Raw genomic sequence first — 25,763 nt, 5'->3', positions numbered from 1 at the left:
TTTTATTTAGGGTCTAATTTCAAAAGCATGGCATTGATCGCAACAATAACGGTCGATAAGGACATGAGGACGGCGCCGAAGGCCGGGCCCAAGGTAATTCCGATCGGAGCGAGGAGCCCAGCAGCGATTGGAATCGCGATAAAATTGTAGCCTGCTCCCCATACCAAGTTTTGTTTCATTTTACGTGTCGTCTTGTTTGCTAACTCGATAAAGGATTCAATGTCTCCTGGATCAGACTGAGTAAGAATAACATCCGCAGAATCCAAAGCTACTTGCGTTCCCGCCCCTATTGCAACCCCTACGTCTGCCAGCGCTAGAGAAGGTGCATCATTAACGCCGTCACCAACCATGATGACTGTTTTACCTTGATTTTTCATTGATTCTACCAAGTTATATTTATCTTCTGGCGATTGATTGGCTTTGTATTGAATACCTAAAATTTCTGCAACTCCTTGTGCAGCTTCCTCGTTATCACCAGTAGCCATGAGTGGTTCAATTCCGTATTTTTTCAGCACCTCGATCAAGTTTCTGCTGGTTTCTTTCAGTTCATCTCCCAATGCGACAGCGCCGATTGCTTCATTATTTTCTACAAGGATACTTAAAGTAGCGCCTTTCGGAATATCCATACGCAATGCTTTTCCGTATGCCTTTTGGCTGATTAATTGATAGTGGTGGCCGTTCGCCTCCCCTTCTATTCCTGCTCCCGAAACGATTTCAATGGAGTCAAAGGAAACTGACTTAATGCCTTTCGCTTCAGCGTGGTTCACAATCGATTGGGCAATCGGGTGACTGGAGCCCGCCTCTATACCCGCCAACAAGCCTGTAATTTCTTCTTCAGAATATTTATCACTCAAAACAGTGACGTCCAACACTTTAAATTCACCAGTTGTTAAAGTACCTGTTTTATCCAATACCATAACATCCGCTTTAGTAGTTAATTCCAAAGCTTCTCTATTTTTAACCAGTAATCCTCGGCTTGCACCCAAACTAGTACTACGTGATACTACCAAGGGAATAGCAAGACCCAAAGCGTGTGGGCAGGCAATAACTAACGTAGTCACCGTAAAGATAACGGCTGTAGGCAGATCCGCAATGATCGTCCAGATTAGTAGGGCGATTAAAGCTACTACAACCGCAATGTAGAACAACCAGCCAGCTACTTTGTGAGCCGCATTCTCTGCTCGAGAAGGTTGGCTTTGTGCTTGGCTAATTAATGATTGTACTTGTGAGATAAAGGACTTATCCCCTGTTTCTGTTACTTCTACATATAGGACACCACTACCATTTGTTGATCCGCCAATGACTTGATCTTTAACATTCTTTTCGATTGGCTTAGATTCACCTGTTAAAAGAGCCTCATTGACACGGGATTCTCCGCGAATAATGATACCATCAGCTGGTACATTTTCCCCTGCTTGAACACGGATAACATCTCCAACTTGAAGGTCAGACACAGGACGAGTTTCAATCGAATCATCTTCTAATACAACATGAGCGTCTTTTGGCAATAATTCTGCTAGAGCTTTTTGCGCATCCCCTGCTTCACCCAATGCCTTCATTTCAATCCAGTGTCCTAATAACATGATTAAAAGTAACGTTGCAAACTCAAAGAAGAAGTCCATGACATGTTCTCCGGTCACATAGCGAGCGGCCACTGCGTAAACACTATAGGCATAAGAAACCGTTATTCCCAAAGTAATCAAGGACATCATGCCTGGAGCTTTTGAATTAAACTCATCTTTCGCACCCATGTAGAATGGTTTTCCGCCATAAATGTATAGAATTGTTGCCAATACAGCTGCTACAACGTCTGCATAAGGAAAGATAATTTGGAAAGGCAACTGAATATCCATCAAAGGAGTAATGAGTAAGATTGCAATTCCTAATGGGAGTGACTTCAAGAAAATCTCTTTAAAGCTACCGTGATGGTGGTGGGCATGCCCTCCCATTGCGCCATGATCCATTTCACTGTGATCCATCTGACTATGATCCATCTTGCTGTGATCCATCTTGCTGTGATCCATCTGACTATGGTCCATCGCACTATGGTCCATCTTGCTGTGATCCATCTTGCTATGGTTCATTTTATTGTCCGCGGTATGTTTATGCGACGAATGATTACTGTGTTTATTTCCCATATACGCTCCTCCTAAATCTCTAAAAAAAACCTCACTTTTTCTTCTTGATATAAAAATGTGAGGTCCGTCTTATGAATATACGTGTGACATTCGCACTAATTATAGTTTGTTTCTATTTCACTAACGAATATTTCGTATCGGCTAGCGCAGCGACTAATCTATTTTCTAAGATTTCGGATTGGCTTTCAATCGTGACTTTTTTATTAGCCAAATCGATTTTTACAGATTCTACTCCCTCAATTTCCGCAAATCTATCTTGCACCGTGTTCGCACAACCTTCACATTTCATACCTTCAATCAATACTTCTTTTTTCATCATTCATTCTCCTTTTTCTTTTAATTTTTTTATCTTCTTCAAATCGAAGAAGGTCAAAAATAAATCCAATAAACAATTAACCGGCCGGAAAGTCAAAGTGGATTTCTCTACAACAGTGACAGTGAGCCGCTTCAATGATTCCCTTTAACAACAGAGGCACGTCCATCAGCGAAGAAAGGAAACTTTTTCGCGTGACATTCTTACTTATATGGACGAAAATCATTTTTTTGTGTATTCCGCTAAATATTTTTTCAACGGTCGATTTGGCCATAAACTTCTCTTCTATTGCTTCGGCGCACTTAACACAACCAATCCCTTCAATAATCAACCCTGGTCTCATCTTTGTCATCCTTTAACATTTGTTTCACTTAACAGCCGAAGGTTTAAATCGTTTCAAGCGTAAGGCGTTTAGTAACACAGACACCGAACTGAAACTCATTGCGACTGCCGCAAACATCGGGCTCATCAGCGGGCCGTCGAAAATATACAAGAGACCCATTGCAACTGGAATACCTACAAGGTTGTAAGCAAAAGCCCAGAACAAGTTTTGTTTAATGTTTCGTAGCGTTGTATGACTTAAATCAATCGCAGTCAATACAGCCGTTAAATCGTTACGCATTAGGACAATATCAGCTGATTCTATCGCCACGTCCGTACCTGACCCAACTGCAATTCCGATATCTGCTTGAGCTAATGCGGGTGCATCGTTAATGCCGTCTCCAACCATCGCTACCTTCTTGCCTGCCTCTTGTAGTTTTTTGACTTCCTCTGCTTTATCTTCAGGTAATACTTCACTTAATACACTGTCTATACCCACTTGCTTAGCAATCGCTTTGGCTGTACGTTTGTTATCTCCAGTAATCATGATTACTTCAACACCGCGTCTTCTAAGTTCTTTAACAGCCTTCATACTATTTTCCTTGAGTGTATCAGCTACTGCGATAATTCCAGCTAGTTCTCCATCAACAGAGAGATACATCGGTGTTTTTCCTTCGTCTGCTAAACGATCGGATTCTTTTTCCATGCTTGATAAATCAATCTTTTGTTCTATCATCAGTTTACGGTTTCCAATGTACATATCTTTGCCCTCAATTTCAACTCGAATCCCGTGTCCAGGAATCGCTTCAAAATGATCTGGTTTAGCTAATGTCATGTTCTCTTCTTTTGATTTCTGTACGATGGCTTCGCCTAATGGGTGTTCAGAACCTGTTTCACCGGAAGCTGCATAATATAAAAGATTTTCTTTAGTAATAAGAGGAGTTACCAAAATATCCGTCACGATAGGTTTACCTTCTGTCAGTGTCCCTGTTTTATCAAATACAATCGTGTCTAAATTATGAGTGGTTTCTAACGCCTCACCACTTTTTATCAAGACACCATGTTCTGCCCCTTTTCCGGTTCCAACCATAATACTTGTTGGAGTCGCCAAACCTAAGGCACATGGACAAGCAATGACAAGGGTTGTTATGATAACGGATAAAGCAAATATTCCAGATTGACCTGCAATTAACCAAGCAATCCCTGCTAAAACGGCTAATGCTATAACAATCGGTACGAAATATCCGGTAATGATATCGGCCATTCGAGCAATGGGTGCTTTAGACCCTTGAGCATCTTCTACTAATTTTATGATTTGAGATAGAGTTGTATCACTTCCCACTCGAGTCGCGCGGTAATCAATGGAACCATTTTTATTGATACTAGCCCCAATAACCTCGTCTCCACTTTTCTTTTCCACGGGGATACTTTCTCCTGTCAGCATTGATTCATCGACTGAAGTGCGTCCCTCAACAACAACACCATCTACAGGCATACTTTCTCCCGGACGAACTCGAATAACATCTCCTAAAGCGACTTCGTCCACAGTAATCTCTTGTTCCACACCATTACGTATTACTCGAGCTGTTTTAGGAGCCATGTTAACTAATTTTTCAATAGCTGAGGACATTTGCCCCTTTGAGCGTTCTTCTAAAAATAGCCCTAATGTATGGAGCGCCAAGATAACTCCAGTTACTTCATAATAAAGTAAATCGGAAAAGTTGCCGTAACCCATGCCTGTCCCAATTGTCGCAGCAAGGCTGTAAACAAATGCAGACGCCGTACCAAGCGCAATCAGGGAATCCATATTTGGGTGACCTTTAAATAAAGTTTTAAATCCCTTCTGGAAATATTCCCAGCTTACTACCATTATCGGCAAAGTCAGAATAAGTTGTAAAAGAGAAAAATTAAATGCATTTATCATTGGGTCAACGATATTTGGTAGAGGCATACCTACCATTGGACCCATGGATATAATTAATACAGGGATTGTAAATATAATGGATATCCCAAAACGATTTAAAAGTTGCTTCATTCTTTTTTCTTTTTTCTCACGCTTCTCTGCTCGTGAATGATCTTGAGTATCCGTAGTCTCTAATACGGCTGCATAACCACTATTGGATACAGCGCCAGTCACATCTGCTACAGAAATTTCTGACGGGTTATAAGAAACTTGCAATTTTTCTGTCGCTAAATTAACGGAAGCTTTTTCTACACCCGACAACTTTCCGACGGCTTTTTCAACTGTCTGTGCACAAGATGCACAGGTCATACCTTCTATGGCAAATGATTTATTCTCCAATTTTTTCGCTCCTTATTCTCCATGATGATGTAAATGGCAATCGCATTGCCCTTCTGCACACTGACAATCAACTTCTTCTACTGCGAAAGCTTTTTTCATCTCTAATATTTCTTCTAGCCGTTGGATATCATCGAAACTTAAAGTATGATCCTTAATGATACTCTCTATTACATTCCCGACATTCTTCTGACAAATACGATCGAAAATATCGTTTGTAAAACTTCTTACCGCTTCTTTCTCTTCGATATTTGCCGAATAAATATATTTTCTACCTTCTTGCTCTGTATTCAGTGCGCCTTTTTCCACGAGTCGACCTAAGAGCGTTTTGGTTGTCGCTTGTTTCCAGTCCATTTTTTCTTTCAATATGGAGATGACTTCTTTACTAGTCACTCGACCATTCGCCCAGACTACACGCATAACTTCCCATTCAGCATCTGTGATATGAGGGTTAACTACTATTGTACTCATTCTCTTTCCCTCCTTATTGTTTACATGAGTAAACGTAAATGTTTGAGACAAGTTTACTATTGTAAACAATTCTTGTCAAGTCTTTTTTAAATAAATGTAACCAGCTATTATTGCCTTTGTTTTCCTATCTTTACCCAATACTAATTATAAGGTTACCATTGATTTACTTTTATTGATTTTAGAATTCCTTATTTTTAAAATTATATTTTCTAAATATGATGAACACTATTGAGTAATTTAATTGTTTATCGTATTTAGGAAATCAAGAATTGAGAAAAAGCGGAAAAATAGAAAAAAACCTATACACACGGAAGTTATCATAGACTTCTTGTGTATAGGGATCTTTTTACTTCTTAAATTGATTGAATGTTTATTCTTCTCCGTTTTCTTCTATATCTTCAATTAATTGTTCCATCTCAGCAATTTCTTCTTCTTGGGCTTGGATAATTTCTTCGCTTAATTTCTGCACCCGTGAATCTGTGAGATTGGCATTTTCACTCGTCATAATAGCGGTAGAATGGTGTGGAATCATAGCTCTCATCCAAGCAGTATCATCTACGCCAACTTGGTTTTGAATAAGCCCAAACGATCCCACCACGAGTAAAACCGAAAGTCCCATTATGACGGTATTTAATTTTTTGTTGTCGTACATTTTCCACATAAAACCCATCATAATTATTGCCATGATAGCCCCCATTAGAATAGCCATATAAACACGGGTTTGACTCAAGTAAATATGTGCAAATTCATTAACATTCACAAACATTAGAAAGTACATCACAACAGTAGAAGTTAAAATCATTAATCCGAAACGTATATATTTATTCACAGTTAAACTTCCTTTCTTAGTAATTTTTTATTATTAAAAAATTTTAAAATCGACAAGTATTTTAATGTACCAATCGTGATTATTGAACTAATTCCTCTTCAACAAACCATTTATGATAAAGAGCGACCCCCTCCCATCTGTTGGCTGATAATCCACCATATAAATATTCGTTGTTGCAGTTTAACTTCAATTGACTCAGCAATTTATCTCCTCCAATAATAAGTTTCATCTACAGATGTAGATATAGATTATGTTCTTAGTTTATGGTTGTCTATCTACATTGTCAAACATTTCGATTTTTTATTAATTACAAGTAAAGACTTATGTCTGTTTACCATTTTTTCAATAGTTGAGAAGCGGTTCTACAATAAAGAAGTAGACCGTCCTAGAAATTAAAAACAGAGTAACTATTCGTTAGATCGTCTTTAAATCGTTTATTAATCTCACTAAGTTTTATTTTAATTGTTTTAGAGGGCTTCTTTTACAAGTTCAGTCAAGCCCATAATCTTGTGAAAAATACTATGGATTTATTCCTCTGGAAACAATGGTGGACTGGTCTAAGAAAGAAGTGAAACTGCATAGAATTGCGCTCAAAAAAATGTGGCACACTTACGGAGAAGGAACCATTAAAAGATAAAAACGTGACATGGAGAGCCTGAATGAGATGGACAATGCCAATCCATCATTCATCAGCTCGACGATGTACTGCCAGAATTATGGGAATCTTTAAGAGAGACGGATAAAGAACAGTTCTTGACCAAGTATGGACGGAAATGGGAAAAATTCAGGAGTCCGGTACCAAAGCAGACCGGACTTCAAAAAGTTCCAGATAATTCTTAATATCACTTTGTCATGAATATAGTATTCGAGATTATTTCTTAAAATCTGATGATTGATAGTGTCGAAATAATTCTTCAAATCACAATCTACCACCACTCGATAGCCTTCTTCATAGTAGCCAATCACGTGCTCGATTGCTTGATGCGCGTTCCGGCCTTTACGGAAGCCATAACTGTATTCCGAGAAATGTGGGTCAATAATCGGGTCAATGACCTGTAAAATCGCTTGTTGGACAACACGATCCCTGACAGTCGGTATTCCTAAACGACGGACACCGCCGTTTGCTTTGGGTATTTCTACCCGTTTAACCGGCTGCGGTTGATAGGTACTGTCCTTCAATTTCCGGACAATCGCTGACCCGTAGGTCTGCATGTGTTCTTCCAATTCATCGACGGTCATACCATCGACACTGGGAACCCCTTTGTTCTTTCGAACCTTTTCAATGGCTCTTTCCATGTTGTATTTATCGACTACTCGGTCGATAAGTGAGATATCATTTTGTCTGTTCATATCTGTGTTACGCCCCTACGCACTCCTACATATGTTTTGCTTCCAAGGTAACTTCTGATCCGATTTCCAACGGTTCTACCTGATCTTTAGCTTCGGTAATTTCTTCTTGAATGACCCATCTATGATTATCTATAACTTCTCCTCCATTTTACGAAGAATATCCAGCAATATTTGGGTCTATTCCAATGAAAACTAATGAAAAAAGAGCTGTGCAATCCAAGTCCATTTGTCCTATTTTATAGCTTCCAACATAGCTACGTAACTCTGGTAGTTCTTGTTTCCGCCAGATAGGTTGTAGACTTCCTTGAAGCCATGATTAATCAAAACGTTTTGGGCCGCATTCCCGGTCACGCCTTTATTACAGTAAGTGACGGTCGGTACTTCCTTGTCTAATTCTTCCGCACGGATTCTTAGTTCCCCTAGCGGGATATGGACGGCACCCTTCACATGAGATTTTTCATAATCTTTTTTCGAACGGGTGTCGATGATTTGGATTGCCTCGCCTTTTTCTTGAGTGGCTAATATCTTAGTCGGCGTCATCAATGGGTTACGCTTGATAGCATTGTCCAATGCCATCCCGGTGTAAAGAACGGGATCTTTGGTGGTTGCGAACGGTGGTGCGTAAGCCAAATCTAAGTGGAAGAGATCTTCCGCTTTGGCGCCGAACGTAATGGCGGTGGCAATCACGTCAACCCGCTTATCGACACCAGCCTTGCCGATGACTTGCGCGCCTAGGACGCGGCCCGTCTTGCGGTCTGCCAAAGCTTTGATGGTCAATTCCTGTCCGCCCAAATATTCAGCGTGATCAGGTTTCAAGTTATACAGTGTTTCGTATTCATAGCCTTCCTGAATCGCCTCTTTTTCGGTCAAACCGGTTTGGCCGACATGCAAGTCAAAGAGACGGAAAATGCCGGTGCCGAGTACGCCCCGATGCTCCAAATTGCCACCGGTGATAACATCCCCAGCGATCCGGCCCATTTTATTGGCCGTCGAGCCCAATGGACGGTAAATCGGTTTGCCGGTAATGACGCTGAAGCTTTCGGCCACATCGCCGACCGCATACACATCCGGCACATTGGTCTGCATTTTTTTATTCACGGCAATAGCGCCTGTAGGGCCAATCTCCACGCCCATTTGTTTGGCCAACTCAGTATTGGGACGAACGCCAACCGAGAGGAAGACGACATCAGCTTCAAGGGTTTCGCCCTTGGTGGTGGTCACACTCTTAACTGAATTTTTACCGTCAATGGTCTTCACGGTATCACTCAAAAGGAGACGAACACCATGAGCACGCAAGTGTTCCTCGACGCGGAATGCCATATCGGCATCCATTGGCGGCATCACTTGGTCCTGCATTTCCACCAAGGTTACGTCCATCCCTTTATGTACCAATTGCTCGGTCATTTCCAAGCCGATAAAACCAGAACCAACTACGACAGCTTTCTTCGGTTGCTTCAGGGAAAGGTAAGCAGTGATGTCGCGGTTATCCTGAATGTTCCGCACCTGGAAGACATTATCGTATTCATTTTGGTTGAAGGGCGGTGGTGTGAATGGGGACGCACCAGTGGCAATCACCAATACATCATAGTGGTCCTCTTTCGTTTCCCCTGTTACGACATTCAACACTTCCAACGTTTTCGTTTCATGATTGGCTTTGGTTACCTTGTGTTCAGTAAAAATATCAACATTATAACGCTTTTTGAACCAAGCAGCATTCCGGGGAGTCAGTTGGTCAATGCTTTCGACTTCTCCACCGATTTGATAAGGAATCCCGCAAACAGAATAAGAAATATCTTTCCCTTGGTCATACACAACAATTTCAGCTTCCTCGGTATTTCTTCTAGCTTTTGCCGCTACGGACGTGCCGGCTGCAACGGAACCAATAATGACTATTTTCATGTTGTCTGCCTCTTTTCCATCGTTTTATTCTTTATTTAGTATTCATACCCGTCAAACCAATGTTTTGTTTTATTTGAAAATTTGACTAACAACAACATCATTGGCACTTCAATTAGAACACCAACAACGGTCACAAGGGTTGCGCCTGAATCTAGTCCGAACATTGAAATCGATACCGCTACCGCTAGTTCAAAGAAATTACTAGTGCCCACCATAGCTGCTGGGGCTGCAATATTGTATGGCAAGCGACAGGCTTTGGAGCCCCCGTACCCTATAACATAAATCAAAATATTTTGAATAATTAAAGGAACTGCAATAAGTAAAATGTGGAGAGGATTCTCAATAATGGGTTGTCCTTGAGTTGTAAAAATAATAATTAATGTTAAAATCAAGCCCAAATTTGTATAACCATCAAATTTTCCAATAAAAGTATTTTCGAAATACTCTTTTCCTTTTTTATTTACTACTACGTTACGTGTAAAAATAGCCGCTACTAATGGCGCAACTATGAATAATACCAATGATAAAACTAACGTTTCCATTGGAACATCAATGTCTGTGACACCTAGTAACAACGAAACGATTGGAACATATAGTAATAGGATTAAAATATCATTTACCGAAACCTGGACCAGGGTATAGGCTGGATCACCATTTGTAAGTTTACTCCAAACAAATACCATTGCTGTACAGGGCGCTGCTCCTAGTAAAACAGCACCCGCTATATATTCTCCAGCTAACTCTGAACTAACCCACTGATTAAATACAACATAGAAAAAAAATGCGGCAATAGCGAACATCGTAAAAGGCTTAATTGCATAATTAATGAAGCTAGTCAACGCAATACCTTTAGGTTTCTTTAAAGCGCCTACTACACTAAAAAAATCTATTTTTAAAAACATTGGAAATATCATAATCCAAAGTAAAATGGAAGTTGGTATGGAGACGTTATAAAATGTCATTCCCTCTAAAGCTATTGGAACACCGGGTAAAAAATAGCCAATCAATATCCCGGCAATCATACTTAATCCTACCCACAACGATAAATATTTCTCCCAAATACCTATAGCTAGTTTATTATGTTTCTTTTCTGAATTCGTCGTCATAATTATCTCCTTTTAAATGAGGTTAGATCGATATTATTGTAGAACGCCAAGGTTTGTCTTATCGGTCTTATTTCCTTCTTTGATACAAATACAATCCGCGGCATGTGTCAGCAAGTGAACCGTTTCCTGAATGTACTGCTTTGCTGTTTCTTCGTTAAGGGAATAATGATGCCAGGTCCCCTTTTTTTCTGAAGTCACCATTCCTGCTTCAGTCAGTACCTTGATATGGTGGGATAGGGTTGGCTGCGTAAAATCAAAGTGTTCTAAAATATCACAGGCACACATTTCCCCACATGAGAGCATGTCTAATATTTTGACACGTTTTGGTTCAGATAGGGCTTTGGCAATCTTTGCATACGATTCGTATGTCATTTTCAGTCTCCTTTCTACTTTACGGTAGAGGCCGTTGTTTTTTCTAAGGATACACCTAACCAATCAGCAATCTCCTGGTTAGTTGGATAATCTCCGACTTTCACTATGGTATCGTTATTCAAAACAGTCACTGGCAAACCGTCTATTCCTTTTTCCTGAAGCACTTGCTGAACGGCTTCATTGCGAATAAAAGAATTTGGATTTGCACTTAGATTGTAACGGACCATTTGCTTTCCTTCTACTTTCCGAACGTGTTGCATGACAGCAGTGATGCGAATCAAGTTTTCATCCACAGAAGGGCCGCATACACCGGTGCTGCAACACAATGCTGGTTCATAAATCGCTAATTTCTCCATTTTTTTTATTTCCTTTCATAAAAGACTATAGTATGGTCGCCAAAGCTTCCCCTTTGAGTTCTACCGAACTCCACTCCACAACCGCAAAGTGGTTGTTTGATACTTCAGCTACTTTTTGGATCCATTTTTGTTCGTTTTGAGCCCGGGCTAGCAGCAATTCATTGGTGGTTCCGGTTGATAACATGCTGTTATTTACCACCCACCACGTATGCGCAATGTTTGCTCGGTCTAAGTCTTCCTTTAATCGAAGCGATTCGTATACTGGCGTATTTTCAGGCAGTGTGACCATCACCACTTCCGTTTGCTGTGGGTCTTGCAACACTGGCAACAACTGGCGTACCGATTCCGGCACCTCTCCTGAAGTCCGTTCCACTTCTTTGGCGTAACTTTGGGATGAATCCAACAGCAATAAGGTATGTCCCGTAGGTGCGGTGTCAATGACGACCACATCGGCGTCAACAGTTGCTACAATGTCAGCGAAACGTCTGAAAACGGCTATTTCCTGAGTACATGGGGAGCGCAAATCTTCTTCCACGTAGGCCAAGTCTTCTGGTGACATCGTTTGGCGGGCCTTCGTCAGCACTTCTTCTTGATAATCGGCTAGTTCTTGCTTTTCGTCAATTCGGCTCATTTTGATCGCGTCCGATTCTTGAATGATATAGCCCAAGTGGGCAGCAGGATCGGTTGTGGCCAAGTGGACTTTCTTGCCTTTTTCCGCCAGTCCAAGGGCGATGGTAGCGGCAATCGTTGTTTTTCCAACCCCGCCTTTGCCCATCGTGAAGACCACACGTTTATTTGTACGCACCAAATCATCGACAACCTGTCTGAGGGCCGGGTAAGTTTCGTTTTGCAGGCTTGTAGGAGCGGTAATGACTTGTTCTTCTTTTAAGAGCGAACGCAGGTTTTCAAGGCCAGTCACGTTAAAGGAACGCAAAGGAATCTGTGTAGCTGGAAGTTGCTTCAAGCTGGCGGGCATATTGCTTAAGGCTTCTTGCTGCTCGTCTGCAAACTTTTGCGAAACGGCATCGGTTGGCTTTTCCAACACGCCATTGACGATGAGTCGTTGGTTAAGAACACCCAATTCTTTTAGCTCATTAGAAGCGCGTTCCGCCTCCATAATCGGCCCTTCTTGTGGCCGAGTGACTAAAAGCAAGGTTGTTTTTGTTTTATCGGCTAGCGTTTTGACCGCCCGTTCGTAGCTCTCCTTCTGATCACCTAAACCGGAAAGTTGTCCCATGCAAGATACACCAGTGGTGTTCTCATCTAGAAAGTTATTCCATGCAGACGGTAACTGCAGCATCCGCAACGTGTGGCCTGTTGGTGCGGTATCAAAGAGAATGAAATCAAATTTCTGTTCGACTTCAGGGTTGGTCAAAAAGCCAGCAAACTCGTTAAAGGAGGCAATTTCCACGGTACAAGAGCCCATGAGTTGCTCCTCCATATTGGCAATGGCAGATTCCGGCAACATTCCCCGATAAGGGCCAACGACGGACTCCATGTATTCCTGAGCTGCTGTAATGGGATCAAAATTGGCCACATGCAACCCTGGTACTTCTTCGATTACCGTTCCTTTATTGGTCAGTTCCCGGCCAAACACATCTTGTAAGTTACTGGCAGGGTCTGTACTGACTAGCATCACGCGCTTGCCACTGTCAGCCAGTGCGACCGCTGTCGCGCAGGCGGTTGAAGTCTTTCCAACCCCGCCCTTCCCCGTAAAGAATAAGTATTTTGTTAAGTCACTTACTATTGGTGAATAATGTTCCATCTATCATCGTTCCTTCCTTTTAACAGCAGTCGGAGTCAGCTCCGCCGCAACAGCTACCGTCAGCTGATCCTGCCATGACGAATTGAATTCCCATGAATGTCGAAATCTCATCTAAAGTAGGATAAGCGCCTTTTTTCTTTACTTCCCCATTCACCAATGTGATCGGCAACGCATCGGCCAATTCTTCTTGCAAAATGGTTGTCACGGTTGCATTATTAACAAATTCTTGCGGGCTGCTCGACAGGTTGTACCGAATTGCCTCGTAGCCTTCAACTGTATTCAGGGCTTGAATAGCGGACGTCATCACCAATAGGTCTTCTTTCACGGAAGGCCCGCACACCCCGGTGTTACAACACATGGCCGGCTCAAATAATTCCAGTTTATTCATCATATTATCTCCTTTTTACTATCTACTTCTATACATAGAAAGTCATCTATGTATAATATAGAAGTTTATCTATCTTGTGTCAATACATTGAATAGTAAAACTATATGAAAGCTTGGAGGAATCTTTTTAAGTACACTTGACCTGGATACCTGCCTAAAAAAAGGCTGGAGAGAATGAAAAGGGAACTTCTCTTATCACAAGAAGTTCCCTTTTACTAATTCTATTTATTGAGGATTCGCATGGCATTGATGACGGCAATCACGGTGACCCCCACATCCGCAAAGACCGCTTCCCACATCGAAGCCACCCCAAAAGCACCCAGAATGAGGAACAAGCCTTTCACCCCAAGGGCGAAGAAGATGTTTTGCCAAACAATGCGACGGGTATCCTTGGCCACCTGCATGGCCGTCCCAATCTTGGAGGGTTTGTCGTCCATGATCACCACGTCAGCGGCCTCAATGGCTGCGTCGGACCCCAGGCCACCCATGGCGAAGCCGATATCAGAGCGGGCCAGGACCGGGGTATCGTTGATTCCATCCCCGACGAAGGCGACTTTCTCCTTCTTCCCTTTTCGCACGAGGATCTCCTCGAATTTCGTCACCTTGTCTTGCGGCAACAGTTCGCTGTAGACCTCTGAGATTCCCAGTTTCTTGGCTACTGCCTCACCTACAGACTGGGCGTCACCAGTGAGCATGATGATGTGTTCGATTCCCAGCTTCTTCATGGTGGCGATAGCGGCTGCGGCGTCTTCCTTGATGGCGTCCGCAATCAGGAGGGAACCGGCGTACTCACCTTCCACAGCCAGGTACACAATGGTTCCGATTTCAGATACTTCTTCGAAGTTCACCGCGAATTTTTCCATCAGACGGGCATTTCCCGCCAACACTTCTTTGCCGTCAATGGTCGCTTGGATTCCGTGTCCGGAGATTTCGTTATAGGCAGTGATTCGTTCTTCCTGGATTGCTTGGCCATATCTTTCCTTGATAGAATCGGCAATCGGGTGGCTGGAATGGGCCTCGGCATGGGCTGCCACTTCAATCAAATCTTCTGGACTGACCCCCAGCTTGGGCTCAATCGCGGTAATCTCGAACTTCCCTTTTGTCAAGGTACCGGTCTTGTCCATCACCACGTACTTCAAGTCGTTCAGGGCTTCCAAGTAGTTGCTGCCCTTCACGAGGATCCCTTTTCTTGAAGAAGCGCCAATTCCGCCGAAAAAACCGACGGGAATGGAGACGACCAGGGCACAGGGGCAGGAAATAACCAAGAAGATCGCTGCCCGGTAGATCCATTCATCGAACGTCGCTCCCGGGAGTACCAAGGGTGGCACAACCGCCAACAGGAGTGCGGCGACCACGACGACGGGCGTATAGTAGCGCGCAAATTTGGTGATAAACTGCTCGGTCGGCGCCTTCCGGCCGCTGGCGTTCTCGACCAAGTCCAAAATCTTCTTAACGGTGGATTCCGCAAAGGGCTTCTCCACCACTACTTTCAGCACCCCATTGCGGTTGATAAAACCACTCAGGACGGAGTCACCCGGGTTCACGCTCCGCGGAACCGATTCCCCGGTCAAAGCGGACGTATCCATCGCGGAGGTTCCCTCCACGATTTTCCCGTCCAACGGTACTTTCTCACCCGGGCGAACCAGAATGATATCACCCACCTGGATGGATTCCGGTGCGACCTTCACAATCCCGTTTCCCGTATCCAGGTTCGCGTAATCGGGACGGATATCCATCAGGTCCGCAATCGAGCGGCGGGACTTCGAAAGGGCGACATCCTGGAACACTTCCCCTACCTGATAGAAGAGCATGACCGCGACGGCCTCCGGATATTCCTGTACATAGAAGGCAGCCAGCGTCGCAATTGTCATCAGGAAGTTCTCGTCAAAGACTTGTCCGCGGAATATGTTCCGGACTGCACGCCAGACGACATCATAGCCGGAAATCAGGTAGGCAATAACGAACAGGATAACGGGAAGAACTCCTGGAAGTGGCAGGAATATTCCGGCCAGCATAAGGGAGAAGCCGAGTACCAAGCGAATGACGGCTGTCCTCAGTTCATTTTCTTCCCCGTCTTCCCTATTATCCCGCTCTACCGCTTCAGCAGCTGCTGATTCCGACTCGGCTGTCTTCGTGCTCATTGCAATCAATGTACCGTCGGCCTTGTTCTTCAGGACCACATCTGGCTCCAACGTGTTCACTTTCTGTTTCACTTGGGAGAGGATTTGGTCTTTCTTCTCATTCGTCACCTCAAAGCTCAAGGTCTGCGTCATGAAGTTCACATTGCTGTTGGCCACACCTGCTACCTGAGCCACGCCTCTTTCGACCTTGCTCGCACAGTTGGCGCAGTCGATCCCGTCGAGGATCCATTCGTAGTGTTTTTCGTCCTCTTTTGGCTGGGTAGCCTTGCTGGCTTCAGTATCCAGCTTGAGTAGGCGGCCGTCGGCCTTGTTTTTCAGGATCACGTCGGGCTCCAGCTTATTCACTTTCTGTTTCACTTGGGAGAGGATTTGGTCTTCCCTTTCCCCAGTCACCTCGAAGCTCAAGGTTTGGGTCATGTAGTTCACGTTGCTGTTGGCCACACCTGCCACCTTCGCAACGCCTCTTTCTACTTTATTAGCACAATTAGCGCAATCGATCCCATCGAGGATCCATTCGTGTTGTTTCTTGTTCTCGTCCATTGCGTCTCTCCTTATTGAATATTAGTTTGAATGGCTTTCTCTATAATCCCAACAGGGTTTGAATGGTGCCATTTTCCATCATAATGTAAATTCCTAATCCAATAAAAACCAGCGAGACTATCACCCGCTGATACTTCTCGATTGTTTCTGATATCAAGGTAATTTTTGATAATCTGTAACTGATATAGCAAAGGATCGCCACAGAGATGGCGAAAACAATTAACGCTACACCAATTTCAATTCCAGTTAGTGATGTAAAGTAAGGGATATAAATACCTAGATTGTCACCACCGGAAGCCACGGTAATCAGGGCTACCGTCCAAAATAATCGGTTTCCCCCTCCTGCTTCCATTTTTTCAAGCACTTCCTCTTCATCTTCATCCTGCTCTCCCTTGAAAGCAATCCGAATTCCTAAGTACAGTGGAATCAATCCCAACAAACCAATAATCCAGTCTTCAGGAATGAGGTTCAAAACATAAGCTGCAAATAAACTGAACGCAACGAGCATTCCCGTTCCCAGGTATTGTCCCCCAATGATTCCATTCATCTTCCCCTTCGTGCTGCTTTGAGAGAAGATAATCATGAGGATCAGGAGATAATCAATACTGGTAGAAACATAAACCGCAAGGGCAGATATAATTGTTTGTAACATAGGTGCGCTCCCATCTAAGATATAAGTTGCAAGTCTTCTCCCACTCTTAAGACCGAGCGAATAAAAGTCACTATTTCTTCGTTGGCCAGCGAATAGTAAACCATCTTCCCTTCTTGATACGATACTGTGACACCGTTTTTCTTCAAGAAGCGCAAGTGGTGAGAAGTTGACGCCATACTGGCATTAATGATTGCGGCTAAATCGCATACGCACATCTCTTTATAAGTAGCGAGTGCATATAAAATCTTTATCCTTGAAGAATCCCCTAGACACTTGCTCAATACTAATAAATCCGCAAAATCTTTATCTTTCAGTTCCGTTTGAACCTGGTCAACTTTTTCTGCATGAATAATCGTCGTTTTACAAACGTCCAAATCTATATTTTTCATCTTTACACCCCTTTCATTCAAATGTTCGTTTGAATTAAGTGTAGCACATTCTCTCTTGTTTTTCTATATTATTGGAGTCGCATTTACGCATTAATTCAGATTTTCTTCTAAAAATTACGACCCTTCTATTGTAAATCTTCTAAAGTTCAAAGTATGAAATCATAGTAGTTATTAATTTTTTGGAAAAAGTTTTTGATATTTATCGGCTAGTATTCCTTACAACCACAGAAAGAAAAACAATTCAGTCAATTGCCACACCGTGGACTTCATCAAAAAAACCGCATGCGGACAACTGAAATCTACTATATTCTGCATGAAGCCATTCAAACACATAGAGAAGTTGCCATACAAATAGAAGCCGTCGATGGCGACGGCTTCTATCAGGAAGATATCATCGGATCGATTAAAAAATCCGACTCGCTGGGTGTTTATATAAAGAACCAAAACGTTCACTATGATGAGATACGAAATATCGAGTTTTATACTTAAAAGCTGCTTCTATTGATTGAATAGCGTTTTATTCAAGCGAATACCAGGAGGGTTTATTTCGGATTGGGAAAATCAAAGGCTAATTTATTATTAACCAACTTCAATTTGGCGTTGAAAGGCGTGCCTTTTTTACTCTTAAATCCTTTTATGAGGCTGGTTTCTTGTTTGAGCAACAAATCCTTTATATTCTTCTTCGTGAAGGTCTTCCCACTCCATTTTTTAGGCAGTGTAAAGGTACACCCCTCACGGTAACCCGTGCAACCATAGAATTTCCCTTTATCTAGCACATTCTTCTGGCATTGCGGACACACACCTATGACTGTGTCTGTCTCGCTTTTTTCAACGTAACAAAAAGAGGCTTTAAATCGGCCTCTTTTTGCATTATTTTGATGGAATTATTCTATGTATTGAAGTAATGATAGAGGAGGTATTATTTAGCTATTCCATCCCTTATAAGTAATATTCCATCTATCAAAAAAATTACATGTTTCGAGAACTAATACCGCTAACCCGATACTAACTTTTTTACTCAATAATGACATTCTCCTGCGTATTTAGCAAACACAGGTAAGTCTCTGTCACTTTTTTATTCTTGATTTGCTCTAATGCTTCGCGGTAGACAATCATTTGGCCGCGGTATTTGTTAATAATTTTATCGACTTGGTTGCCGACATAGTCGGTTTTAAAGTCGAACAGGATAATATGATCCTCAAACTCGATGAAGCCATCGATAATACCGTGGATGAGTAAGTTATCGTCCGAATCCTTGGAAATATATTCAAACAGGTTTCCTGCCTTCATTAGCATCGTAAATGGAACTTCACGTGAGACCAAGTCTGCCTTTTCCTGAATTAATTTACCTAATTCGGTCGCAAAGAAACCACTAATAACTGTAGCGTCAATTCGCTTAACGACGTTCTCCTCAATCGCTCCGTTCGCAACTAACTGAAGAATCATTTCCTCAATCGTTGCATCGGTAATTTCACGTTTTAAGTCCACTTGTTGCATCACATAATGGACCGCTGTCCCTACTTCTGCACTCGTTGGCTGTCTTACTTCTTGTAAGAAGGCGGGCCGGGGGAAATCTGGTTCAACATAACGCCCTGTCCGTGTTTTTCCTTCTAGCGTTAACTGTAGGAGCTGTGCGTTATCAGGGTCTTCGAACAACCGCTTGATTTCTGAAACTGACTGATAGCTCGTTGTGGCGGTCGCTGCTTCATGCGGATATGTTGTTTCCATTAGTTTTTTAGCAAGTTTGTAATCATTCGTAATAGCTTGGCTGGATTCTAAATCAGCCAGTACTTTGATAGTACCATCCACATCCTGCTCTTCTTCGACATCCACCGTGAGAATGTTTCCTAAAATGTCGGCGTCGCTGTGAAAGCTGACTGTAAAGGCTACCGGATCAACAGCTAGTTCCCCTCTATACTCTTTTGACAGCGAATCAGGGTTGATACTGTGATGACGGTAGAGAGCCAAGCCTACCCATTTCATCATGTTATTCGCGTGGAGACGTAAGTGGTTTGGCATAACAATTTCAGAACTATCATCCACCGCTGACCATTCTTGCCACATCTTTTCTTCGGTGTCATAGGTCCCTACTAAATAAAGCTTTTGTTCGGCTCGCGTCAACGCGACATAGAGCTTTCGCATTTCTTCAGCCAACAGATTTCTTTCTTTTTCATTAGCGAGAGCCACACGTGGTAATGACGTGTATTGCAGACGATTCGTAACATCAAAATAATCTGTTCCAATTCCATACTTTTCTGAGAAAACATACTTTCCTTGAATGTCCTTTTTATTAAAGCGTTTGGACATATCCATTACGAACACAATCGGAAATTCCAACCCTTTACTGGCATGAATCGTCATAATGCGAACCGCATCTTCGTCTTCGCTAAACGTCGTGGGTTCCGCTAAATCTTGATCACGGTCTTGGATGCGCTCGATGAAACGAATGAACTGAAATAGTCCTTTGAAGTTTGTCGCTTCAAATTTTTGTGCACGCTCGTAAAAAGCATGTAAGTTAGCTACTCTTTGCTTACCTGAAGACATCCCTCCGACATAATCCAAGAAATGAGTATCATTATAAATTTGCCAAATTAAATTCACGAGGTTCTCCTGCTTCGCAAAATTGCGCCAATGCGTGAGTAAGGAGTTGAAACGTGTGAGCTTCTCTAATGTCTCCTGTTCTTCGTGATTCGGATTTTTCTGTTCAGTCACTAGATAAGACATCACAGCATCATAATACGGCTTATTTGGCTCCTTCAAGCGAATAGATGCAAGCTGGCGTTCGTTCATCCCTACTATCGGCGAACGCAGTACAGCGGCCAATGGGATATCCTGACGCGGGTTATCAATAATCTTCAAAACAGATAAAATCGTCGCAATTTCTGTTCGTTGGAAAAAGCTTTGTGAATCACTCAAGATTACTGGAATACCGTATTCTTTGAACGTTTCTAAAATGAGTAAGTTATTCTTTTTAGTAGGTGTCAATAGAACGATATCTTTGTACGTAATGAGACGTGAGGCTTTTGTCTCTTTATCGTACATTTTGCCTTTTTCATCCATGAGGTTCCGAATCTTTTGAGCAACCATGGTAATTTCCCCTGTTGCTTTGTCATCGATTTCCATGATAGTTTCCGGATCGGCTTGCATCGTTAAGTCAGAGTCGTTCTTGGAATCAGACTCCCCTTCGCCTTTCAAATAAATCATGACTTCAGTCTGACAGCTTGTAGTCGCGGGAAAATTCTTATTCCCTAGTTTTAATTCAGCCAGACTGTCATAAGCCATTTGTCCGACTTGCACGTCCATCAACTGGCGGAAGATAAAGTTGGTAAAATCTATGACATCACTGCGGGAACGAAAATTCTCCGCCAAAATAATACGTTTACCGGCGATATCTTGTCCAAAGTCTTGGTATTTCCGTAAGAATAAACCCGGATCAGCGAGACGGAAAGCATAAATGGATTGCTTCACATCCCCCACCATAAAGAGGTTTTCAGTAGCGGGATGATGACGTGTCACGCCATAGAGAATACTTTCTTGCAGCTGATTCACATCCTGATACTCATCAATCAAGACTTCCTCGAATTTTTCTTGAAAGTAGCGACTTGCCTCGCTAGCTTCACGTTTACCATCAATCAGCGGCATCAGAATTTCTAAGGTTAAATGCTCTAAGTCGTTGAAGTCCAACGTATTGCCAGCTAATTTTTTCTCCCAATATGCTTTAGTAAACAGTTTGGTTACACGTGCCATTTCATCAACATAAGGCTTTGTTTCCGAAATGATTGTTTCGTGTTCCGCTTTTGAACGGACAAATAGATTATCACGCAATTGTAGCGTTGCTTTTTTATATTTGTCACGGATATCTTTCATTCGAATAATCGTTTCTTTGTACTCTTCATTTTTCTTAGTTGCACCACGCCAGGTCTTGAAAGTCAGCGTACTGATTTTTTCAAAAGCAACTTGATAGTCATTTTGTCTGATGGCCTCGTATACAGACTCGATGTTATTCTTTTCAGCTTCAAGTAACTCCCTTTGAACGCTTGTTCCTTCTGCTTCGCCACCTAGATGAATCGCTTGGGAACAATCATATAAAATACCCATTAGCTCTTCTTCAATTTGCGGTTTTAACAATGTCTGGAATAGCTTACTTTGTTCAAGCCCGTCTGCGACATCGTACAACTGTCCCATGTTATCCAGCCATAAAGCCGGATCAGGGTTTGCTCGGGAGAAGTTATAGAGTGAGAATACCAAGTCTTTAATACCATCATCGTTCCGATCACCGGAATAGGCTTTGGCCAATCGGCGGAAGTCGGTTCCAAGATCAGCATATAGTTCCTCTTTTAAATCTTCCCAGACATCCTCTTTTAGCATCTCGACTTCAATCGTATCGGCCATAATGCGAAACACCGGATCTACATCAATTAGATAGAAAAAGCGTTGAATCACTTTCAAACAGAAAGCATGAATGGTACTAATATTTGCTTGTGGCAGTAACGTCGTTTGACGTAGTAAGTGGCGGTATTGATCATCGTCCACTGCTTGATTAATTGCTTTTTGAATCGCAACAGCTATCCGTTCTTTCATTTCAACGGCGGCTGATTCTGTAAAGGTAACAACGAGGAGTTCATCAACGTTGACGCCGTTCTTAATTTTTTCAATAATGCGTTGAACTAATACTGTCGTTTTACCTGAACCTGCAGAAGCAGCAACAAGTAAATTATCGCCGGTTTGGTAAATTGCTTGCCACTGTTCATCAGTAAAGCGGTCATTTGCTGTTTTTGGCGGTATCATGGCCATTATGTCGTCTCCTCCTCTTCATCTTCAGGTAGAATCAGTTCGTCACGCAGACGTTGTAAAACTGTTTCTTTCGTTAACTTTTCAATGCGACGGTATCTATTTTCTTTTAAGGTCCCATCAAATTGTGAAATAGCACGGTACGGTCCTTGAACGGTCGGAATAAATAACTTGTCTTTAACCGGGTTCATTTGGAGTTCACCGGACAGGATATTCTCACCTGCTTCAACAATGCGACGGCGGTTATTAAGAATCAACAAATCCAATTCATCAGGAGCGACTAAATCGGCTATTTTGCCGAATTGTCCATCTCTCTTGTACTTGAATGGTAATACTAAAGAACTTTCTCCGGCTTCTACGTTTGGATCCATTTGTTCTGTGATTTCTTTGTCAGCAACCAGGAGGCCTTTTAGCTTACTATTAGCCAATAAAGCTTCTGTCAGTTCCTCTTCGTTTGGTTTGTTTAGTACTTTTAAGAAAGGATTTTGGACATGTAAATAAAACGCGCCTGCTGGGTTTGCGTCGGCTTGCACTAACTGTGTCGCATTAATCATTGCGACGTCTAGATAGGTAATCATTTGCATGGCCAATCCATAATATGCTTCCGAGAAATCGAAGCTATGCTTACTTGATTTGTAGTCCAGAATCGAGAGAAATTGCTTATCCGCTGTCGCGATGCGATCAATCCGGTCTATTTTACCGCGGATATTGATGGAGCGTCCGCCTTTTAAGGGGAATTGAATCCCTTGGAGCATCTTCTCGCCGCTGGAAACGCCGAAAACCGCTTCAGTCTGAATGTTTTCAATTGTTGTTTGTTTTCTTTGCTTACTGATAACAGTTGACATCCGTTGAATCGTGTCGGATAACTGCTCGCGAACAAATAACATGCGATTCGAACTGGACAAGATTTCATACTTATAAGAACCAAATAATTTCTCTAATATATTTGTTGTCAGTTGCGCGATTTCTTTTTCATTTAGCGCTTCTGCTCCGCGTATTTCTTTGACGACGTATTCGAGTGCTTCATGATAGAATTCACCGGTACCGGCATTATTCAGTTCGTATTTTTGGCGTTCTTTTAATTTCAGTCCATACTTCAGGAAATGACTGTAAGAATCCAAATAGTAGCTTTCTAACTGAGAAACAGACAGGTACAAATTCTTCCCATATAATGCTTCCGCAATTTCAGGTGTCAGTTGTGCCGGAATATTCTTATGCTTCAGACTGCTAAAGACATAAGTCATGTGCGCGTTCACACTTGGATCTTTATACAAATAAGACAAGATATAGCGCCACAATAAAGGCATTTTAGTTTTACTTCCGAACTGCTCTCTTAAGAGTTGCACCAATTGGCCGATATTTTGGCCTTTGGTCCCAACAAAGTTAATCGGGTGGTGTGCCTCCGTCACATTCGCGGCACGATGTTGAATCGGTACCGCCATTTCTGAGGCAATGCGTGCCACATACGGCGATAACTTGGAAATACGCTTGTTACCGTCAATACTTAACGGATAGGTAACGTACAACCGATCTGTTCCTGCCAAGAAAGCTTGATAAGCAATGTAGGGTTCCCGTGAAGTCGATTCTGAAATAGATAAATTCAAGTGCTTGTTTACTTGATCGCCCAAATTAACTTGGATTAATTCGCGTTCTTCTTCAGTCAGTAGCGATTTATTTTCGTACGCACGCGGTAAGTTATCCTGCGTCGCACCGATGATAAAGACAATTTTATTCGGTTGGAACCGCGCCCCTTCGATACTCGAAAAAATCACTTCGTCAAGTGTTGGCGGCACGATACTGTAGGTGGCATTTTCGAACCCGGTCATCAAAATATCATGGAACATTTCCTCGTTAAATGGCAAGTCACCCAGTGTCTCAACATATTCATCTAGAATTGTATTAAACATTTGCCACAGCTGTTCCTGTTGGCGCGCCTTTTCCAGATTATCGGATTCAATAGCTTCATCTCGCCAACGAATAAGTTGCTTGTCTACACCTTGCTCCACTAAAAAGGAATACAGTAATGTCGCTGCTTCCCTTCCCGTCTTGACAGTAGCTACTTTTTTATAGAGGGGTAATAAAGCGCCTTGTAAGAAATACTTAATTTCATTTGCATCTTTAAATGGATCAACTGTATCGACGGTTACTCTTCCTTCGTCCTCTTCAAAAACGTGGGCTTTCCAGTCGTCTTTGCCGAACCAGGCATTCCCTTCAAAACCATACGCCAACAAAATATTTTCTGTTTTATCAACGGTGTCTCTGAATACTGTAACCGATTCTTCTGTGTTCTGGGGCAGAAGCAGCTCAGTCCGTAACAAACGCATGATATCAGAATAGCGCCAATAGTTCATTCGGATACGGAATAACGTATCAATGAAATCGGTAAACGGGTGATGCCGCATCTCTTCAGCTTTGTCGTAGAATACTGGTAACTCGGCACGATTAAATAAAGGCTTTAGAATTGTCTCATAATCTTCTACTCTTCGCGCCAAAATAATAAAGTCTTTGTAACGATAACCTTCGTTTTTAACAAGCTGATTGATTTTATTACCAATATGGAATATCTCTGTCTGCATGTTATCACACGACCACACCTCAATCGTTTTCTCCATCTGGCTCCCGGTTGGTACTTCAAAGCGATTATTTCTCGCTCCAGATGTCGTCGCAACCCAATAGCGGTCTAATTCCACCATATTTGTATGGTAGCCATCATCAGTAGCTGTGACAATTTTATCGATTGCTATTTTCACGTTATTTCTTCGTGCGAATTGATATAACTCATGATATGTTCTACCGGCAATATAAAATAGTTGGTGCATTTCAGGTGGTGCATCGGGATAACCTTTATCTAAATCCATAACAATGCTAACCTTTTCGGCCTTTTCTAAAAAGGCCCCGATCAGTTCTTTCTCACGTGCTGAGAAATGATAATAGCCATCAATGTAAATATACGTATCCGTCAAATCATTCTGGTAGATTTCTTTAATCATTTCTTCTTGGATTGTTTCGGGTCGAATGTAATTATTCTTATCCATCTCTTTAATAAAAATCTGATACAAAAGCGTCAACTCTGAAATTTTGGTCTTTTGATCAAAGAACTTAACCGAGGTATCCTTACTTTCCAGGGTCTGTTGTAAATCTTCGGCACTGATATTGCCTGAAGAAAATTCTTTGAATAATGTAATTAGCTGCTCAATAAATCCTTTTTTATCAACTTCTTTACGAAATAGAATGAGTTCTTCGCGATTGTCTAAAAGTATCTTCCGCAGAAGCATCGCCATTCCCGCATCACTCAGTTGCTTATGCTGATAGATTTGCTTATCTTTCAAGAAGTACCAAGCCAACCGGCTAAAACTGAATACTTGCAGATTAATCGAACCCATGAAAGTCTGATTTGGATTTTTTTCTCGCTGCCATAAGTCGTTTAGTATGGTTGTTTCACCTTCGAATTTGGCATGTTCGGGAACAATAATAAAAAACTTGGCATTTGGCTTTTGTTCCATTGTATTTTTGATATCTGTAATATAAGCGTCTCGTTTATTTGCAGTTTGGGGACCAATTATAAATTGTAGACTCACATATACCAACCTCCTTCATCTCGTTGTCTCTATCTTATATTTTAGCATATCCGGCACGAAAAAAAT

General features: G+C 42.2%; 19 protein-coding genes and 2 pseudogenes. 1 reads left to right on the top strand and 20 read right to left on the bottom strand.

What is annotated here, in order from left to right; translation table 11 throughout:
* Positions 1-2: 2 nt before the first annotated feature.
* The 17 genes and pseudogenes from G7058_RS00705 to G7058_RS00630 all read right to left on the bottom strand — a co-directional run bounded on the left by G7058_RS00705 (position 3) and on the right by G7058_RS00630 (position 17,328).
* Entirely contained in the window at positions 3-2,084 is a 2,082-nt protein-coding gene (locus tag G7058_RS00705) for a heavy metal translocating P-type ATPase (RefSeq protein ID WP_405002864.1), read from the bottom strand.
* 166 nt (positions 2,085-2,250) lie between these two features.
* The gene (locus G7058_RS00700; protein ID WP_166061752.1) at positions 2,251-2,454 is read right to left on the bottom strand and encodes a heavy-metal-associated domain-containing protein; all 204 of its coding nucleotides are present in this window, start codon (positions 2,452-2,454) and stop codon (positions 2,251-2,253) included.
* Between the two features lie 76 nt (positions 2,455-2,530).
* The gene (locus G7058_RS00695; protein WP_227004457.1) at positions 2,531-2,794 is read right to left on the bottom strand and encodes a hypothetical protein; all 264 of its coding nucleotides are present in this window, start codon (positions 2,792-2,794) and stop codon (positions 2,531-2,533) included.
* Between the two features lie 24 nt (positions 2,795-2,818).
* Positions 2,819-5,071 (bottom strand): annotated as a pseudogene (locus tag G7058_RS00690) (heavy metal translocating P-type ATPase); the annotation flags it as partial.
* Between the two features lie 15 nt (positions 5,072-5,086).
* On the bottom strand, positions 5,087-5,542 hold the full coding sequence (locus tag G7058_RS00685) for a CopY/TcrY family copper transport repressor (RefSeq protein WP_166061750.1): 456 nt from the start codon (positions 5,540-5,542) through the stop codon (positions 5,087-5,089).
* 370 nt (positions 5,543-5,912) lie between these two features.
* Positions 5,913-6,371 (bottom strand): DUF305 domain-containing protein, encoded by a 459-nt coding sequence (locus tag G7058_RS00680; protein WP_166061749.1) that lies wholly within the window; start codon positions 6,369-6,371, stop codon positions 5,913-5,915.
* Positions 6,372-7,097: 726 nt separating this feature from the next.
* Positions 7,098-7,721, bottom strand: coding sequence for a reverse transcriptase domain-containing protein (locus G7058_RS00675; RefSeq protein ID WP_166061748.1), 624 nt, complete (start codon positions 7,719-7,721; stop codon positions 7,098-7,100).
* Between the two features lie 231 nt (positions 7,722-7,952).
* On the bottom strand, positions 7,953-9,620 hold the full coding sequence (locus G7058_RS00670) for an FAD-dependent oxidoreductase (protein ID WP_166061747.1): 1,668 nt from the start codon (positions 9,618-9,620) through the stop codon (positions 7,953-7,955).
* Positions 9,621-9,655: 35 nt separating this feature from the next.
* A complete protein-coding gene (gene arsB / locus G7058_RS00665) occupies positions 9,656-10,726 on the bottom strand; it encodes an ACR3 family arsenite efflux transporter (protein ID WP_166061746.1) in 1,071 nt (356 codons plus the stop codon).
* A 33-nt stretch (positions 10,727-10,759) separates the two neighbouring features.
* A complete protein-coding gene (locus tag G7058_RS00660; protein WP_071873854.1) occupies positions 10,760-11,098 on the bottom strand; it encodes an ArsR/SmtB family transcription factor in 339 nt (112 codons plus the stop codon).
* Positions 11,099-11,112: 14 nt separating this feature from the next.
* Positions 11,113-11,454, bottom strand: coding sequence for an arsenite efflux transporter metallochaperone ArsD (gene arsD / locus G7058_RS00655; protein WP_076768042.1), 342 nt, complete (start codon positions 11,452-11,454; stop codon positions 11,113-11,115).
* A 25-nt stretch (positions 11,455-11,479) separates the two neighbouring features.
* Complete coding sequence (arsA, locus tag G7058_RS00650; RefSeq protein WP_166061745.1) at positions 11,480-13,219, bottom strand: arsenical pump-driving ATPase; 1,740 nt, start codon at positions 13,217-13,219, stop codon at positions 11,480-11,482.
* Positions 13,220-13,238: 19 nt separating this feature from the next.
* Positions 13,239-13,577 (bottom strand): arsenite efflux transporter metallochaperone ArsD, encoded by a 339-nt coding sequence (gene arsD / locus G7058_RS00645; protein ID WP_319593435.1) that lies wholly within the window; start codon positions 13,575-13,577, stop codon positions 13,239-13,241.
* 250 nt (positions 13,578-13,827) lie between these two features.
* Positions 13,828-16,032: a heavy metal translocating P-type ATPase gene (locus G7058_RS00640; protein WP_227004513.1), complete on the bottom strand. Its 2,205-nt coding sequence runs from the start codon at positions 16,030-16,032 to the stop codon at positions 13,828-13,830.
* A gap of 114 nt (positions 16,033-16,146) precedes the next feature.
* A pseudogene (locus tag G7058_RS12080) lies at positions 16,147-16,287 on the bottom strand (cation transporter); the annotation flags it as partial.
* Between the two features lie 40 nt (positions 16,288-16,327).
* Positions 16,328-16,939 (bottom strand): CadD family cadmium resistance transporter, encoded by a 612-nt coding sequence (locus G7058_RS00635; protein ID WP_166061742.1) that lies wholly within the window; start codon positions 16,937-16,939, stop codon positions 16,328-16,330.
* Positions 16,940-16,953: 14 nt separating this feature from the next.
* Positions 16,954-17,328: an ArsR/SmtB family transcription factor gene (locus G7058_RS00630; RefSeq protein WP_193567962.1), complete on the bottom strand. Its 375-nt coding sequence runs from the start codon at positions 17,326-17,328 to the stop codon at positions 16,954-16,956.
* A 249-nt stretch (positions 17,329-17,577) separates the two neighbouring features.
* Here G7058_RS00630 and G7058_RS00625 point away from each other — a divergent pair, with 249 nt between their 5' ends.
* Positions 17,578-17,817 carry a hypothetical protein gene (locus G7058_RS00625; RefSeq protein WP_166061741.1) on the top strand — a complete coding sequence of 80 codons (240 nt, stop codon included), beginning with the start codon at positions 17,578-17,580 and terminating at the stop codon, positions 17,815-17,817.
* 53 nt (positions 17,818-17,870) lie between these two features.
* On the opposite strand, the gene G7058_RS00620 is transcribed toward G7058_RS00625, so the two are convergent.
* From G7058_RS00620 to G7058_RS00610, 3 genes are all read right to left on the bottom strand, one after another.
* On the bottom strand, positions 17,871-18,104 hold the full coding sequence (locus tag G7058_RS00620) for a topoisomerase C-terminal repeat-containing protein (protein WP_227004456.1): 234 nt from the start codon (positions 18,102-18,104) through the stop codon (positions 17,871-17,873).
* 238 nt (positions 18,105-18,342) lie between these two features.
* Positions 18,343-22,122, bottom strand: a complete 3,780-nt coding sequence (gene addA / locus G7058_RS00615; protein WP_166061740.1) for a helicase-exonuclease AddAB subunit AddA — start codon at positions 22,120-22,122, stop codon at positions 18,343-18,345.
* Positions 22,122-25,697, bottom strand: a complete 3,576-nt coding sequence (locus G7058_RS00610; RefSeq protein WP_166061739.1) for a PD-(D/E)XK nuclease family protein — start codon at positions 25,695-25,697, stop codon at positions 22,122-22,124. Before G7058_RS00610 ends, addA begins: the two co-directional genes overlap by 1 nt.
* Positions 25,698-25,763: the final 66 nt, after the last annotated feature.

The sequence above is a fragment of the Jeotgalibaca porci genome (assembly GCF_011299095.1).
In the GTDB taxonomy this organism is placed as follows: domain Bacteria; phylum Bacillota; class Bacilli; order Lactobacillales; family Aerococcaceae; genus Jeotgalibaca; species Jeotgalibaca porci.
This window is presented reverse-complemented; position numbering and strand designations above follow the sequence as displayed.

What these genes read in the sequence shown, in the direction of transcription:
- arsD (WP_319593435.1), bottom strand. Translation starts at nt 13,577, where the DNA reads ATGTGTTGTAACACCGGGGTGTGCGGGCCTTCCGTGAAAGAAGACCTA.
- arsB (WP_166061746.1), bottom strand. Translation starts at nt 10,726, where the DNA reads ATGACGACGAATTCAGAAAAGAAACATAATAAACTAGCTATAGGTATT.
- G7058_RS00700 (WP_166061752.1), bottom strand. Translation starts at nt 2,454, where the DNA reads ATGAAAAAAGAAGTATTGATTGAAGGTATGAAATGTGAAGGTTGTGCG.
- addA (WP_166061740.1), bottom strand. Translation starts at nt 22,122, where the DNA reads ATGGCCATGATACCGCCAAAAACAGCAAATGACCGCTTTACTGATGAA.
- arsA (WP_166061745.1), bottom strand. Translation starts at nt 13,219, where the DNA reads ATGGAACATTATTCACCAATAGTAAGTGACTTAACAAAATACTTATTC.
- G7058_RS00630 (WP_193567962.1), bottom strand. Translation starts at nt 17,328, where the DNA reads ATGAAAAATATAGATTTGGACGTTTGTAAAACGACGATTATTCATGCA.
- G7058_RS00675 (WP_166061748.1), bottom strand. Translation starts at nt 7,721, where the DNA reads ATGAACAGACAAAATGATATCTCACTTATCGACCGAGTAGTCGATAAA.
- G7058_RS00635 (WP_166061742.1), bottom strand. Translation starts at nt 16,939, where the DNA reads ATGTTACAAACAATTATATCTGCCCTTGCGGTTTATGTTTCTACCAGT.
- G7058_RS00685 (WP_166061750.1), bottom strand. Translation starts at nt 5,542, where the DNA reads ATGAGTACAATAGTAGTTAACCCTCATATCACAGATGCTGAATGGGAA.
- G7058_RS00660 (WP_071873854.1), bottom strand. Translation starts at nt 11,098, where the DNA reads ATGACATACGAATCGTATGCAAAGATTGCCAAAGCCCTATCTGAACCA.
- arsD (WP_076768042.1), bottom strand. Translation starts at nt 11,454, where the DNA reads ATGGAGAAATTAGCGATTTATGAACCAGCATTGTGTTGCAGCACCGGT.
- G7058_RS00705 (WP_405002864.1), bottom strand. Translation starts at nt 2,084, where the DNA reads ATGAACCATAGCAAGATGGATCACAGCAAGATGGACCATAGTGCGATG.
- G7058_RS00670 (WP_166061747.1), bottom strand. Translation starts at nt 9,620, where the DNA reads ATGAAAATAGTCATTATTGGTTCCGTTGCAGCCGGCACGTCCGTAGCG.
- G7058_RS00695 (WP_227004457.1), bottom strand. Translation starts at nt 2,794, where the DNA reads ATGAGACCAGGGTTGATTATTGAAGGGATTGGTTGTGTTAAGTGCGCC.